At 37.2% G+C, this 15,479-nt stretch carries 13 protein-coding genes; all 13 read right to left on the bottom strand.

What is annotated here, in order from left to right:
* Positions 1-3 precede the first annotated feature (3 nt).
* Entirely contained in the window at positions 4-834 is an 831-nt protein-coding gene (locus BMY13_RS00525) for an ABC transporter permease (protein ID WP_092491045.1), read from the bottom strand.
* Entirely contained in the window at positions 834-1,802 is a 969-nt protein-coding gene (locus BMY13_RS00520; protein ID WP_092491044.1) for an ATP-binding cassette domain-containing protein, read from the bottom strand. Before BMY13_RS00520 ends, BMY13_RS00525 begins: the two co-directional genes overlap by 1 nt.
* Entirely contained in the window at positions 1,795-2,268 is a 474-nt protein-coding gene (locus tag BMY13_RS00515; protein WP_092501663.1) for a MarR family winged helix-turn-helix transcriptional regulator, read from the bottom strand. The genes BMY13_RS00520 and BMY13_RS00515 overlap by 8 nt, the downstream gene beginning before the upstream one ends.
* A 250-nt stretch (positions 2,269-2,518) precedes the next feature.
* Positions 2,519-3,748, bottom strand: coding sequence for a S1C family serine protease (locus BMY13_RS00510; RefSeq protein ID WP_092491042.1), 1,230 nt, complete (start codon positions 3,746-3,748; stop codon positions 2,519-2,521).
* 641 nt (positions 3,749-4,389) lie between these two features.
* Positions 4,390-5,175 carry an MBL fold metallo-hydrolase gene (locus BMY13_RS00505; RefSeq protein WP_092501661.1) on the bottom strand — a complete coding sequence of 262 codons (786 nt, stop codon included), beginning with the start codon at positions 5,173-5,175 and terminating at the stop codon, positions 4,390-4,392.
* Between the two features lie 6 nt (positions 5,176-5,181).
* On the bottom strand, positions 5,182-6,102 hold the full coding sequence (locus BMY13_RS00500) for a two-component system regulatory protein YycI (RefSeq protein WP_092501659.1): 921 nt from the start codon (positions 6,100-6,102) through the stop codon (positions 5,182-5,184).
* Positions 6,103-6,104: 2 nt separating this feature from the next.
* Entirely contained in the window at positions 6,105-7,406 is a 1,302-nt protein-coding gene (locus tag BMY13_RS00495; protein WP_092501657.1) for a YycH family regulatory protein, read from the bottom strand.
* Entirely contained in the window at positions 7,406-9,232 is a 1,827-nt protein-coding gene (gene walK, locus BMY13_RS00490; protein ID WP_092501654.1) for a cell wall metabolism sensor histidine kinase WalK, read from the bottom strand. The genes BMY13_RS00495 and walK overlap by 1 nt, the downstream gene beginning before the upstream one ends.
* Before the next feature lie 5 nt (positions 9,233-9,237).
* Complete coding sequence (yycF, locus tag BMY13_RS00485) at positions 9,238-9,942, bottom strand: response regulator YycF (RefSeq protein ID WP_092501652.1); 705 nt, start codon at positions 9,940-9,942, stop codon at positions 9,238-9,240.
* 124 nt (positions 9,943-10,066) lie between these two features.
* Positions 10,067-11,569, bottom strand: coding sequence for a M23 family metallopeptidase (locus BMY13_RS00480; RefSeq protein WP_245735947.1), 1,503 nt, complete (start codon positions 11,567-11,569; stop codon positions 10,067-10,069).
* Between the two features lie 521 nt (positions 11,570-12,090).
* Entirely contained in the window at positions 12,091-13,377 is a 1,287-nt protein-coding gene (locus BMY13_RS00475) for an adenylosuccinate synthase (RefSeq protein ID WP_092501650.1), read from the bottom strand.
* Positions 13,378-13,605: 228 nt separating this feature from the next.
* Positions 13,606-14,979: a replicative DNA helicase gene (gene dnaB / locus BMY13_RS00470; RefSeq protein ID WP_092491035.1), complete on the bottom strand. Its 1,374-nt coding sequence runs from the start codon at positions 14,977-14,979 to the stop codon at positions 13,606-13,608.
* 48 nt (positions 14,980-15,027) lie between these two features.
* Positions 15,028-15,474 (bottom strand): 50S ribosomal protein L9, encoded by a 447-nt coding sequence (gene rplI / locus BMY13_RS00465; protein WP_092501648.1) that lies wholly within the window; start codon positions 15,472-15,474, stop codon positions 15,028-15,030.
* Positions 15,475-15,479: the final 5 nt, after the last annotated feature.

Raw genomic sequence — 15,479 nt, 5'->3', positions numbered from 1 at the left:
ACTTTACGATTCAGCGTTTGAAAACTTCATGGTAGCAAACACAACAAAAATAGCACCAATAACCCCTACAACAACGACTTCTTCTGTAAATGTAATAATATGATCAAATATCTTTAAATCCAGTCCCATTGCCTGCCGCAGTGGGGCACTCATTGTTTCCGGCTGCAGGATTATTTCTTTAAACATGTCAACAGAGTATGTCAGTGGATTTATTTTCACAATAATATCCATCCATAATGGCAACCCGTTTAACGGGAACATTGCACCTGATAAAAATAGCATAGGGAATAACAGAATTTGAATTACCATTTGAAATCCTTGTGCTGTTTTCAATATACTGGCAATTAATAACCCAATTGCTGATATAGTGAAGGCTACCAGAAACATTATTGGTATCAATTGCAGGATCATCATAAAGGTTATCGAAACACCGATAAATGGAACAAAAATTAGCATCATCAAGCCTTGGATGACAGCAATGGTTGTTCCACCAAGAACTTTTCCAATAGCGATTGACACACGTGACATTGGTGAAACAAGTATTTCACGCATATAACCAAATTCCTTATCCTGTACAACTGATAGTGCAGAGAAGATTGCCGTATTAAAAACCGTCATACCAATAATCCCTGGAAACATAAACTCAACAAAATCAAAGTCAGCTAATGGACCGCCACTTGAATCGCCACCAAGCATTGCTTGCATAGCACCGCTCATTCCACTGCCAAATAAAATCAAGAACATAAATGGCATAGCAAATGACCCAATTAAACGTCCTTTATCTCGAAAAAACTTTATGACATCCCGCTGCCATACAGCAAAAACTGCTTCCATTAGTGACCCCTCCTCATTGCATGCTTAACATCTTTTTTCGATACTGTTTCTTCACGGATTTCACGACCTGTTAAATGTAAAAAGACATCATTTAATGTTGGCCTGCGTAAATTCACGGTTAATATCCCGATTGAGAATTCCTTTATAAATTGAACAAGAAACTCATTTCCTTTATCTACCTGGAAAGATAAAGCATCATCCACTTCCTTAACTTCTAGATTATAGCTCTTTTCTATCTCAGTTTTCGCTTTTTCATTATCAACAGTTCTTATTTCGATGATGTCTCCACCGACATTCGTTTTTAACTTTTCAGGGGTGTCTAGCGCAATCATTTCGCCATGATCCATCACGGCAACTCGATCGCAGATTTCAGCCTCGTCCATATAATGTGTTGTTAAAAATATGGTAATCCCAGCTTTTTTCTTTAACCGTAAAATATATTCCCATATATGATTTCTTGTTTGCGGATCAAGTCCCACAGTAGGCTCGTCAAGAAATAGCACCCTTGGATAATGCAATAAACCACGAGCTATTTCCAGTCTGCGCTTCATTCCACCTGAGTATGTCTCAACAACCTGCTTTCGCTTATCTGTCAGATCAACAATTTCCAGTACTTCCTGAATACGCTCTTCTCGTTTTTCTTTAGGAACTTTGTAAAAACGGCAGTGGAGCATTAAATTTTCATTCGCTGTCAGTTTTTCATCAAGTGTGGACTCCTGAAAAATAAGGCCAATGCTTTCACGTACCTTATTCTTATCAGTTACAATATCGAAACCGTTAATTACCGCCTCACCACTAGTGGGTTTGTTAATTGTGGATAACATATTGATGGTCGTACTTTTTCCGGCACCATTTGGCCCAAGAAAACCAAATATCTCACCTTCTTCCACAGCAAAATTAACACCTTTAACTGCTTCGAAATCCTTATAGTGCTTTTTTAAGTCATTAACTTCCACAATATTAGTCATGTGACTCTCCCCCATCATCAAGGCCATTTCTGTTTAATACTTCCTTCATCAAAGTTAAACCGTTAATAATCTTTTCAACTTCTTCGTCACTGGCTGTCTGTGTCATATCCTCCATAAATTCTGATATTCCCATATTAAGAGAAGCTTTAATTTCGATTGCTTTGTTCGATAAGGATATTAACACAACTCGTTTATCATCCTTGTTCCGTTCACGTGTAATAAGTTCATTTCGTTCCAAGCGATCCAGAATACTTGATACAGTACTCGCTGCTAAGTTTAAATGCTTACTAATATCACTAACCTTACGCTCTTTGTTCTTATATAAGTAATGTAATATCATCATCTGTGGAGGGGTTATTCCCAGTCCTTGAAACGCTTTGCGCAGCTGCTGATTCATTATTGCATTAATTTCACGAAACAATTGTGCAATTTGCCTACTTGATTGCGGAAATTCATCCATCTTCATTATTTATCCCCTCTTTATTTCGCATTCTAATATTTCGTATACTAAATAATTTAACACACAGATGTTTTTGAGTAAAATAAATAGTTATCCACAATTTTATCCACATATGCACAAATGTTCGTATTTATTTAGTTATAGAATAAATGTTCTGCACAATATATTGATGTTATAAACAATCTATTCACAGTCTGTGGATAAAAAAAGACTAACTTTGGAAGTTAGCCTTTACAATCGTTCTTATTATTTTACTTTATCGTTGTTCACCTAATTTAATTGTTGTCTCTTTTTGTTTTCCATCTCGGTAAAAGGTAACCTTTAATGAATCACCGACTTCTTTTTCCCGGTATAAAACCTTTCTCAGATCAATGATATTCATTACTTCCTTCCCACCAACAGCTACAATCACATCGAGCCGCTTTATTCCTGCTTTATCTGCTGGAGATAATGACTCAACACTCCATACATACACGCCACCATTTATGTCTTCAGGAAGGTTTAAGGTTTCATCCCATTCTGTTTGTGGTACTTCTTCAAGTGAATAAATTTCAACACCTAAGTATGGTCTTGTGACTTTACCAGACTTTTCAAGCTCTTCTACAATAGGTCTTGCAGAATCAATCGGAATTGCAAAACCAATTCCCTCTACTGCTTCCTGGTTGACTTTCATCGAATTAATCCCAATCAAATTTCCCTCAATATTAATCAAGGCACCACCGCTGTTACCCGGGTTAATTGCAGCATCTGTTTGTATTACTTCGGCTTGCCAGTCAGCACGCCCATCTTGGTTAAAATCCTGCGGTATCGTACGCTGTTTTCCACTTATGACTCCTTGTGTTACGGAGCCTGAAAACATCATCCCTAATGGATTACCAATTGCGATTGCCGGTTCGCCAACCTTAACACTTTCAGATGTTCCCATTTCAATTGCTTTTTCGACTTGTTTACCATCCATTCGCAATACAGCTAAATCGGAGAACAAATCACTACCAAGTATCTCCGCTTCTATATGATTGTCATTTGATAAAACTACTTCAACTGTATCTGCTCCATCGATCACATGATGATTTGTAATAACGTAGGCATAATCATTCTTTTTTTTATAAATGACTCCTGACCCTGTTCCTTGGTTCTGCCCTCCTTGACCATTGTTCCCTTCCTGTTTATCCCAGAAATTTCCCTGATGTTGGATATTTACAACACCTACTACTGCAGGTGACACATTTTCCACAACATCTGTAATCTGAGTTGAAACATCAACAGAAACGTAGCCACTTGATTCAGGATTGCTGTCTGAATTGTCATTTGCAGTTTCAATAGGAGCAGTCCACGCTTTTGGTAATACATCTGATTTCAATAAGCTGGGTAAAGCAACCAAAATAATAATCATACCAATAATAATTCCTGCTAGAGCAGGAACCAGCCATCGGCTTCGTTTATTATCTTGGTCCGGAGGCTGATAGTCATCATCAAAATAACCCATTGAAACATCCCCTTTTTCTTAAAGGTTCTTTTCGTAAATGTTATTGTTTTTTAGACTTCGCAGTTGATATAAACTGCGAAGAAACATGGAAAAATAGCAGAGTGCTACGTCATCGCTTCGGAAATACATTCCGCATTCCGCGGGCAACGCTTCAGCTTCCTCGGAAGCAAAAAACGCTTCCTGCGGGATCTTCAGCTGTTGCTTTTCCCGCAGAAGTCTCCAAGTATTTCCTCCGCTGGGTTTTGCTCACTTATTCAAAAAAATAAATGCATATTGTGATGATATAAACAAGATTTTAGACCATCTAAACCAGCAGTTGGAATATGCGAGACTCCTGTGGGACAGCGATCCTAAGAGCCCCCACAGGGAGCGTTATTTGCGAGCGAGGCAGACTAAGTACGCCACGTCCTATGCGTCGGAGGCTCGTGGTGAGCCCACGGCAGGGAAGAAACTGTGAAAGCATAAACTTGAACAGATATCGCCTTTGTACCCGGAGTGGTGAAAGCGAGTATATTCCAACTGCGCGATTAGTGAGCCTCACTAAATGATATTAATCGAATCTATGTCGCAGTTTATATCTACTGCGAACAAAAATCTTTATCATTAGCTATTTCTATAGTATTACCAAAATTGACGATTTATTAACCAACATCGTATAACGTGGTTGGCGATTTTGGATCTGTGTCATATATATCAAGCTTAATACCACGTTCCTTCAGCACGCTATCAACTGACATGCGAGCCAAATCTTTCATATTGTTATCTTGACTCAGATGGGCCAAATAAATACGCTTAGTCCGGTTACTAATTATATCGGCTAAAGCAAGTCCACAATCTTCATTGGAAACATGGCCGTTATCACCTAATATACGCCGCTTCACATTCCATGGATAACGACCCATCCGAAGCATACCTACATCATGATTAGCCTCAAATATATAGGCATCCGCATCTTCAACTGTTTTCTTAATTCGTTCAGACACATAACCTAAATCTGTTACTAGAGCTACCTTTTTACCGTTTTGACGAAATGTAAAAAACATTGGTTCTGCAGCATCATGAGAAACTCCGAATGATTCCACGTCAATATCACCAAATGTTTTTATTTCTTCCATATTAAAATGAAATTTCTGATCCAATGAAATGGAACCAATGGAGTTCTCCATCGCCTTCCAGGTTTTATCATTTGCATAAATTGGCAAGTTATATTTTCGAGCGATTATTCCAAGTCCTTTTATGTGGTCGCTATGCTCATGTGTTACAAGGATTCCCGTAAGGCTCGAGGGGTTAACTTGAACTTCTCCAAGTAATCGATCCATTTGCTTACCACTTAATCCCGCATCGACTAGCAACTTTTCTTGATCAGATTCAATAAAAAAGGCATTCCCAGTACTTCCTGAAGCGAGCACACTAAAACGCAAAGTCATTCTGTATCACTCCGATTTATCTATTAGCTTTGTATTTAAATGATTTAATACAAATTCTTTTACTTCATTACCATCTTTAAGTTCTTGAAGTGTTTCTGTTGTATCTGTTATATATTGGGTTAAAAATGTCATTTCATCACTGGAAAATACCAGGTTTTCGATAGCATTTACATAAAAGTTCTCATTGTCGTTAACAGTTATCGTCCACGTCGGTGCAAATAACTGCTCACCACTGGATAGAGGTATTCGTGTATGAAAACCCATGTTAACATCAGTTATTTCATCACCAGCCAAGAGCCTGTTGCCATCAAACAATACTTGTATTGCACTTATGGGTTTAATGAGTGACTCTGTATCTGTGGGCGATTCAGCTTCCCCTAACACTGTCTGTGTGTAGAAAATCATTTCATTATCGTTATTTAGATAAACAACAACTATTCCGTTTTGATTATAGTAAATTGGAAGACCATTTTTCTCCTGGAAGAATACAAGTATATTCATCTCTTCGTTCCATGTACCATATGTGTAATTATCAGACAACAAAATTTTACTTTTTACAATTTCACTTATCAGAGTATTATCTGCATTTTCAGGTATCGTAACGGGCTCCTCAAACAGAGACACGATAAAGTTTCCATTAATAACTTCTGATTGCTGACCATCAAGTCCATTCAACGATTCCACTTCTTCGTCTGTAAACGATTTTTGATTAACCGATATATAAGATTTGTCTAACTCTTCCTCAGGTAAATCAGCACTTATGGTTATATTTTCATTTTCAAGCTGCTCCTTAAACGTAGATGATTCTTCGTTTTCAGCTAATCCATAATCCAGTTCTTCTAGTTTATCAAAGAACATAAACAGCAAATAAGCATTTAAAATGAGAAAGCAGAGGATAAATAACGTCTTGATTTGTCTCCATTGCATCCTCAACTCCCTCCTTTTTGTTGTGTGATAACCTCAAAATTCAATTGCTGCCAGTTGCCATTATAATGTATAAACCATGCTGGTTCTAACGTTACCGCATCATCGCTGCCTCGATATGACAAATGATAACCAACTTTTATATCATTGACATTTTCCATTTTATATCTTGAACTATTCTCTAAATAAATTACCACATCACTGCCTGATCGTAGCTCAATTGAATCGTCACCGCCAAGCAAATTATTCAGCGTAAATAATGGGCGACTGTATTGGTTTAGCTCCGATCCCCGGAATTGCTGCTGAATTATAGACGAATTTGTATTGCTAAATACTGGAAGCCCTTCATAATACATTTGATAGCTTATTGTATTCGATGTCATATTAATGCCCATCAAATTAAATTCATCTGTCCATCCATTGTTCTCATTAATATTTGCGATACTCCGTTCAATAAGTTCATTTGAATTCATTTGCTCGTACGGTGACTTGATTGGATTTTGAAATACCATCGTTCTCCTGTTTTGGTAAACACGCATAATTCCTCGTGCACTATCAGTATAGTAAACCTCATTTTCACTAACCTGAGTGCCTCTCACAATATCAGTGTTATTAAATAATGCATCTATCATCAAATTAGAATTAATCTCTCTAACGGCTATCGATCTTCTTGGTTCAACAACTTTATGTTTTGGAATATAGATTGGTGATCCAGCTAAATCAACTCGCAAATACTCTGTTAGACCCTCATATGTTGTAAGATAGCTCCATAATCTCTCAAATTTATCAGGATTATTTACAACTGCTGTTGCCTGCTTTTCACCATTTGATGATTTGAACATAATGTTCAGTGAAGAGGAATTTCTATTAAATGTAATAAACAATCGTTTAAAGTTCCAATCGGGTAAATAAACATCCGAATTAAATGTAAATAAGTCTCCTGCTAATTCCATTGGTAAAGCTTCTGGAAAAATAATTTCCAGCTGATTTTCTTCTGATGGTCTTTCGCCTGTGCTTTTGGTTTGAAATTCATAAAGAACCCACGACTGCATATCCTCGTAAAATGATTTTCGGTCTACTTGGTCCGTAAAGCTGTAATAGTTATCATTATTCTGGAAAATAACCGACTTCGGCTCAATTATAGTTTTCTTGGTTTCCTTTTTACCTCCAAGATTTACACTATCAACAAACTCATCTGTTTTTACCATCGGGTATTCAGGTTGACTACTCCATAAAGCAAAAGTAAGTAAAAGACTTACTCCTACTAGTACCACCAATATATATGACTTTATTGTTTCAAGATTCATTATTTACCCCTCCGCTTCTTATTCATTAGCGGAAGTGTAAAGAGAATGGTAGTCCCTTTACCTTCTTTACTTTTAGCCCATATTTTACCGTGATGTGCCTCAACCATTTCCTTAGCAATCGCAAGACCTAGGCCTGTTCCGCCAAACTTACGAGTTCTGGCCTTGTCTGCACGGTAAAAACGTTCAAATATCTTATTAAGCTTTTCATATGCGATACCCATACCTTGGTCTTCAATACTTGCCAGCATTTGATTTTTCTGCTTCACTACATTAAAACGAATTGTTCCACCCTCTGGTGAATATTTAATAGCGTTAGATATAATATTATCAAGTACTTGGGTCATTTTGTCTTTATCCATCCACACATAGAACTGGCCGTTCGGTAATTCACGCTGTAAGGTGATATTATCCGAGACATTCATTTCAAAACGATCTATTACATGATGAAAGAATGTGATAAATTCAGTTTTTTCCTTCTGTAGTGAATAATCTTTATCATCCATTCTAGAAAGCTGTAACAAGTCATTCACCATACGGATCATGCGTTCCGTTTCATTTTGGGTTACACTCAAGAATTTGGGCGCAATTTCCTTATCCTCCCACGCACCTTCTGTCAAAGCTTCAATGTAGCTTCGCATTGTTGTAAGTGGTGTACGTAGTTCATGGGATACATTTGAGACAAACTCACGGCGTTCCTGTTCTACTTTTTCCTGTTCGGTAACATCACTAATAACTGTGATAAACCCTGTGATATCCGCTTCATCATCCGAAATCGTAGAGAAATTTGCACGAATTAAAAAGAAATTATCTTGATCACTAAAATCAATAATCATAGAACCGCTATCTGGCAAATCGGTAATATCCACAGTCTTTTCATCCAACTCAAGTACATCAAGTAAAAAACTGCCATGTGCTTCCTCAGGACTCCTGCCAATAAGCCTCGCTGCTGCATCATTCATCAAAGTAACAGCCCCTGACTTATCAGTAGCAATTACACCATCAGACATATTGGACAATACAGAGCTAAGCTTTCGCCGTTCTTCCTCAGTAGAAGCTCTTGAATGTTTTAATTTTGCATTTAAATCATTAAAAGATTCAGCAAGCTGACCAATTTCATCCGACCCATAAACATTTACTTTCTGAGAAAAGTCTTCTCTAGCCATTGTTTGTGTCTGCCTTCGCATTTCCATAATTGGCTTTGTAATCGTCCTGGCAACAAGAATTCCCAAAAAGGCCGAAACTGTTATTGCTAATACTGAGCCCCGTAAAAAGATGTTATTAATATCCTCCATTTGGTTATATACGCTACTGATTGAGGATTCTATATAAAGAGCACCAACCTGTGTCTCTTCATCATCTGTTATTGGTACTACCCTGCGATATATTAAGTTTCTTTCCGTATTATATACCTTGTCAGAATCAGCAACACCGAAACGCAGTGTATTCTTTATAAAATCACTTGTCGTTTTTTTTCCAATATTACCGCTGCTTGAACTATTACTTGAAGCGATAATTCTGCTTTGCATATTAACTACTTGAATGTTAATAATATTATCCGTGTCGTTCACTCTTACAACATCCTGAACTTCTTGCTTAAGTGTCGGTCCATCTCCGTCTTCAGGTCTTTCTTTGCTAAACGCCTGTTCCATATTAACCTGCAAGATATCAACCGTCGATTCAATAGATTCTTCAAAGTTTTTAACCAGCTCTTTTTCCAACTCTCGTGCAAAATAAGACCCGATAACCTGAATTGCCACAAGCAACAGCAATATAAAGATAATAATGAATTTTAATTGGATCGAACGGAAAAAACCAACTTTATGCATAAAACCTACTCCTGTTCAGGCTTGCGTAAATAATATCCCACACCACGACGTGTAACAATCCACATTGGATTACTTGGATTCTCCTCAATTTTCTCACGAAGGCGTCTTACGGTAACATCCACTGTCCGGACGTCACCAAAGTAGTCATAGCCCCACACTGTTTCAAGTAAATGTTCACGTGTCATAACCTGTCCAGTATGGCGTGCTAAGTAATGCAGTAGTTCAAATTCGCGATGCGTCAACTCCATCTGCACACCATCTCGTGTAACTGCATATGCATCAGGGTGTATTACGAGTTTTCCAATTTCAATATTCTTGGTTGTTTTAACCGCGTCATCAGGCAACTGCTGCTGTCTGCGCAAATTAGCCTTAACCCTTGCGATTATCTCGCGATTACTAAAAGGCTTTGTCACATAATCGTCTGCTCCTAGCTCTAAACCCAACACTTTGTCAATCTCAGCATCCTTAGCAGTTAACATGATAATTGGCATAAACTGAGTCTTTCTAATTTCACGGCAAACTTCATTTCCATCTTTGTTTGGTAACATTATATCCAATAGAACTAAATCAGGTTTTTCTGTTTCAGCAAGATCAATTGCTTCATCACCATCATAGGCGACGACTACCTGATAACCTTCTTTTTCTAAGTTGAACTTTAAAATATCTGCGATTGGTTGTTCGTCATCTACTACTAAAATCTTTTGACTCATTGTAGTCACATCCTTTTCAGCATTCCTTAGCTCTATTTTATCGTACTTTGGCTAAAATGTCTTGCATATGAAAAAGACTGACTCCGCTATTCCATGGAGCCAGCCTCAAACTATCTTTATTTTTCTATAAATATTTCTGTGGGTTTTGCAGGGAACCGTTCTTGTAAAGTTCAAAGTGTAAATGAACACCTGTAGAATTTCCAGTTCTTCCCATAACCCCAATCTTGCTTCCTTTTTCTACCGTCTGTCCAGGACTTACACTAATGGATGAGAGATGCGCATACACGGTCTTCATCCCGTTATTATGACTAATAACTATTTTATTACCATAACCGCCACTATCCCATCCAGCAGATACAACTGTACCATTATCAGCTGCAAGAATTGAACGGTTGCTTGGCTGTGCTATGTCCATTCCCTTATGCATTGACCCCCAACGCTCACCAACATTACTGGAGACATATCCCCCGACTGCTGGCCAATGTAATTCACCTGTTCCTCTTGATGGCACAACTTTTGTCCCTTTTATAATAACTTCTTTTACCGGCTCTTTAGTTGTTTCTTCAGTTACTGTTTCTTTATTAATTATGTTACCATTTTTCTTTTTAAGAGCGTAATGGACTTCCTTTTTGCCTTTTTGTCCTTCTTGCTTAACTTTTTTATCACCTTTATACATTTCATCTGATTCTTTTACTTCAGTTTCATAGTCTATTGTTTCTTCTACTAGTCTTTCTTCATTGACGATAACATCAACAAATGACTTATAATCTGTCACATGAACTTCCTGATCAATCTGCAGAACCGAATTTTCTTTCAATTCTTTATTTAACTCTAGTAATTTGTCAATCGACAGTTCATACTGGTCTGCAATACTACCCAGTACTTCGCCTTTTTCTACCTTGTGTACTTTATCTTCCAAAGTTCCTTTTTCTAGCATTTTCAAACCTTGTTTTACGGTAAGTACTTTTTCGGGTTTAACTTTTTCATCAGAAAATGAAACTTTTTCCGATAGAGCTACGTCTGTAATAATAGAATCTCCAACGTCAAGGTTAAGATTTTCATTTTGTTCATTCTTGTTAGGCTTCTCTTTATTTTCGGAATTGTTAGCATCACTTTGTCTATTGGTCAGTTTTTCAAGTACCTTTTTATCGACATATTTTGCCTTGTATTCTTTTAAAACTTTATTAGCTGTTTCCTGGTCTTTAAAAAAGCCCACTGTTTCATCGGCAATTTTGATTTCAACTGCTTCTGCTTTAGCTGAAAGATCATCTTTGAGCATATTCACTACATTTTCATTGTCATATGTAGGGTCAAAAACACGTTCAGATACAAATGATACTTTTTCACCGATGGATATGGATAAATCCTCAAATTCTTTACTCTTTTGACTAACCTTTGCATCTATAATTTCCTTAATAGATTCTTTGTCTCCAACTTTCCCAACATGTTTACCATCTACATAAATGTGGAAGATAGTCTCTAAAGAGTCATCATTATCATCTGCATATGCTGTTGTAAGTGTAAAAGAAAGAGCGACACATGTCATAATGGCCACTTTTTGCAGCATGCTAAGTGTACTTCGTCTGTTAGTTCTGTGGTTAGTGGATTTTATCTTCCTTTTATACAATGTCGTTTTCCCCCTTGCCATATATATATTTATTTAGCAGTTAAAAAGTAAATACATTTTTACTGCATAAGTGCAACTAAGCTTTCTTGCACTCTAAAGTATTTTCTAGTTCAAAAGACTTTCCCAATGTCATTGTCTAATCTACCACAGTTATGGTAGATAATAAAAGAGAGTCAAGGAAAATGTAAAGTAAATGTATAATAACTTCCATTAATTTACATAAATCGCCTTTTATTGCCTCTCCCAAAGTGTAAAAGGTGACTTTTGGTGTATTTTATGTCTTTTTTTTGCCCTTATTTTACAGTCATGTTACATAGATAATGACAACTACATTTAAAATTTACCCAATAAAAGGAATTTATTGTAAAAAAATAAGCCAAAACCTAGAAAGTAGTTCAAATATTATCGTAATTTTAATAGATTTTCTTGCACAACTTTCCTCTTGAAGGGAAATTTCTGATTCTTTACATAAAAAACCTCTATCAAATTTGATAGAGGTTTTGATTCTTTTGGACTATTTGTTAACTATAGACACTTCTTACAATATTCGTCTGCGAACGATCTGGTCCGACAGAAAATATAGATAACGGAATCGCAGTCAATTGAGAAATCCGCTCCAGGTAATGCCTTGCATTCTCTGGCAGGTCATGAATACTTTTGACATTTGTAATATCTTCAGTCCAGCCAGGCATCTCTTCGTATACTGGTTCACATTCAGCTAATACTTTCAAGCTTGCCGGAAATTCGTTAATTACTTCACCCTTATGCTTGTAGGCTACACATATTTTTAACGTTTCAATACCAGTTAATACATCAAGTGAGTTTAACGATATATCCGTAATACCACTTACACGGCGTGCATGTCCGACAACTACACTATCAAACCAACCGACACGGCGTGGTCTCCCTGTTGTTGTTCCGTATTCACGACCAACTTCGCGAATTTGGTTACCAATTTCATCATTCAATTCGGTAGGAAACGGACCATCACCAACTCGAGTTGTGTAAGCTTTTGACACGCCTACAACATGATCAATTTTAGTTGGACCAACACCGGAACCGATAGTTACTCCACCAGCAACTGGGTTTGATGATGTAACAAAGGGATATGTTCCCTGGTCAATATCCAGCATAACGCCCTGTGCACCCTCAAATAATACGCGGCGGCCACCGTCAAGCGCGTCATTTAATACGACAGATGTATCACAAACATATTTAGCCAATTGTTGTCCATACTCATAATACTCTTCCAGAATATCTTCAACTTGTATTGGATCAACTTCATATATTTTCTTAAATAATCGGTTTTTTTCATTTAGATTTTGTTCAAGTTTCACGCGAAAGGTTTCTTTATCTAATAAATCAGCAATACGTATACCAACTCGTGCGGCTTTATCCATATACGCTGGACCTATTCCTTTTTTTGTTGTACCGATTTTATTAGCACCTTTTTCTTCTTCCTGAAGAATATCGATTTTTAGATGATAAGGTAAAATTACATGCGCACGGTTGCTTATACGGAGATTATCAGTCGACACATTTCGTTCGTGTAAGTAAGCAATTTCCTCTACGAACGCTTTTGGATCGATAACCATTCCATTTCCTAATACACATGTCTTTTCATTGAAAAAAATACCAGATGGGATCAAATGCAACTTATACGTTACATCATCAAATTTAATTGTATGTCCTGCATTGTTACCACCTTGATAGCGAGCAACAAGCTCGGCATTTTGCGATAAAAAGTCAGTAATCTTACCTTTTCCTTCATCGCCCCATTGCGTTCCAACTACTACTACTGAGGACATGATGCACCTCCACTATATAATCATTTGTTTTTCATTAAGTAACAGCGCAATTCTATCAATAATAATAAACTGTGTCAATATAAAACACGAACGTTATGTTATAAATAGATTAAATCGTTCGTTATAATTGTAATTTAGAAAACATAGCATTCTTATCGAAAGCGTACTTAGAAACCCTTATGCAGCTTCTTAACTTCAAAAAAAACCAGCCCATTTAAAGGGCTGGTTTTATACTTGTGCAGACACTGGAGGGACATCACTATCCGAATAGCGATGGTCCAAATCTACGAACTTATTATATTCTTTAACAAACGCAAGTTCCACATTACCAACAGGACCATTACGCTGTTTGGAAATTATGATTTCAATAATATTTTGTTTCTCAGATTCTTGATCATAATAGTCATCACGATATAAGAATCCAACAATGTCAGCATCCTGCTCAATACTCCCAGATTCACGCAAGTCAGACATCATCGGCCGCTTATCCTGACGTGATTCAACGCCACGTGATAGCTGCGATAATGCAATTAGTGGTACATTCAATTCACGTGCCAAAGCTTTCAAGGAACGGGAAATCTCGGAAACTTCCTGTTGTCTGTTTTCCTTTGAATTGGCATTCCCTTGAATAAGCTGCAGGTAATCTATCAGAATCATACTAAGTCCATTTTCTTGTTTTAAACGTCGACATTTAGACCTAATTTCACTAACACGGATTCCAGGAGAATCATCGATATAAACTCCAGCATTGGATAAACTTCCCATCGCCATTGTTAGTTTACTCCAGTCATCTGCCTCCAAATTACCATTACGCAAACGCTGGGAATCGATATTTCCTTCGGCGCAAAGCATACGGGAAACAAGTTGATCAGCACCCATCTCAAGACTGAAGATAGCTACATTCTCATCAGTGTTTATAGCAACGTTTTGCGCAATATTTAACGCAAACGCCGTTTTACCAACAGATGGTCGTGCAGCAATAATGATTAAATCATTTCTCTGAAAGCCTGAAGTGATTCGATCCAGATCCCTATATCCGGTTGGAATACCTGTCACATCTGCATCTTGGTGTTGTAGTTGTTCAATATTATCATATACTTCGATAAGGACATCTTTTATAGCCTTAAATGCTCCAGAATTTTTCCTGCCAGATACCTCAAGAATGTTCTTTTCTGCTTCATTTAAGACATCTTCCACTTCATCTTCAGTTGCAAAACCGGATGAAACAATATCTGTTGCAGTTCGAATTAATCTGCGAAGTAACGCTTTTTCTTCAACTATTTTACTGTAATAAAGTATATTTGCTGCTGTTGGAACGCTGCCTGCCAAATCAGACAAGTATGCAACACCGCCAACCTCGTCCAGTTTTTTCTCATTCGATAAGGAGGTCGTTACCGTCACAAGATCAATTGGTTCTCCTCTATCCAACAGTTTCAACATCGCTTCGAATATTCTCTGGTGGCTTGCACGATAAAAATCATCAGGCATTAACAGTTCTGATGCTGCAGACAATGCATCAGGTTCTAGAAAAACAGCACCTATAACAGCTTGTTCCGCTTCTATATTATGTGGTGGTGTACGATCATTCCAAATTTCACTCATTCATTTTCCCCCTTCTGGAGAGGATTCCCAAGTTAATAATTGCTTTTCTTAAGCTTCTATTACATGAACTCTTATTGTACCAGTTACTTCCTGGTGTAACTTAACAGGTACATTCGTATATCCTAATGATCGGATTGGGCTATCAAGTTCTATTTTGCGTTTGTCGATTTTATGGCCATAAGTTTCTTTAAGGACTTCAGCAATTTGTTTACTTGTGATAGAACCGAATAAACGTCCGTTATCTCCAGATTTTGCTTTCACTTCAACATCAATTTCAGCTAACTTAGCTTTAAGCTGCTCAGCCTCTTCTACTTCTTTCTGTGCTTCTTCCTCTTGTTTATTCTTTTTAGCTTCCAGTTCTTTCATATTACCTGAAGTAGCTTCTTTTGCCAGGTTATATTTTAGTAAATAATTACGTGCATAGCCGTCAGAGACGTTTTTTACTTCACCTTTTTTGCCTTTTCCTTTTACATCTTTTACAAAAATTACTTTCATTTTTT

Origin of the sequence: Virgibacillus subterraneus, from assembly GCF_900110695.1 — a bacterium.
In the GTDB taxonomy this organism is placed as follows: domain Bacteria; phylum Bacillota; class Bacilli; order Bacillales; family Amphibacillaceae; genus Lentibacillus; species Lentibacillus subterraneus.
This window is presented reverse-complemented; position numbering and strand designations above follow the sequence as displayed.

What these genes read in the sequence shown, in the direction of transcription:
- BMY13_RS00525 (WP_092491045.1), bottom strand. Translation starts at nt 834, where the DNA reads ATGGAAGCAGTTTTTGCTGTATGGCAGCGGGATGTCATAAAGTTTTTT.
- BMY13_RS00520 (WP_092491044.1), bottom strand. Translation starts at nt 1,802, where the DNA reads ATGACTAATATTGTGGAAGTTAATGACTTAAAAAAGCACTATAAGGAT.
- BMY13_RS00515 (WP_092501663.1), bottom strand. Translation starts at nt 2,268, where the DNA reads ATGAAGATGGATGAATTTCCGCAATCAAGTAGGCAAATTGCACAATTG.
- BMY13_RS00510 (WP_092491042.1), bottom strand. Translation starts at nt 3,748, where the DNA reads ATGGGTTATTTTGATGATGACTATCAGCCTCCGGACCAAGATAATAAA.
- BMY13_RS00505 (WP_092501661.1), bottom strand. Translation starts at nt 5,175, where the DNA reads ATGACTTTGCGTTTTAGTGTGCTCGCTTCAGGAAGTACTGGGAATGCC.
- BMY13_RS00500 (WP_092501659.1), bottom strand. Translation starts at nt 6,102, where the DNA reads ATGCAATGGAGACAAATCAAGACGTTATTTATCCTCTGCTTTCTCATT.
- BMY13_RS00495 (WP_092501657.1), bottom strand. Translation starts at nt 7,406, where the DNA reads ATGAATCTTGAAACAATAAAGTCATATATATTGGTGGTACTAGTAGGA.
- walK (WP_092501654.1), bottom strand. Translation starts at nt 9,232, where the DNA reads ATGCATAAAGTTGGTTTTTTCCGTTCGATCCAATTAAAATTCATTATT.
- yycF (WP_092501652.1), bottom strand. Translation starts at nt 9,942, where the DNA reads ATGAGTCAAAAGATTTTAGTAGTAGATGACGAACAACCAATCGCAGAT.
- BMY13_RS00475 (WP_092501650.1), bottom strand. Translation starts at nt 13,377, where the DNA reads ATGTCCTCAGTAGTAGTAGTTGGAACGCAATGGGGCGATGAAGGAAAA.
- dnaB (WP_092491035.1), bottom strand. Translation starts at nt 14,979, where the DNA reads ATGAGTGAAATTTGGAATGATCGTACACCACCACATAATATAGAAGCG.
- rplI (WP_092501648.1), bottom strand. Translation starts at nt 15,474, where the DNA reads ATGAAAGTAATTTTTGTAAAAGATGTAAAAGGAAAAGGCAAAAAAGGT.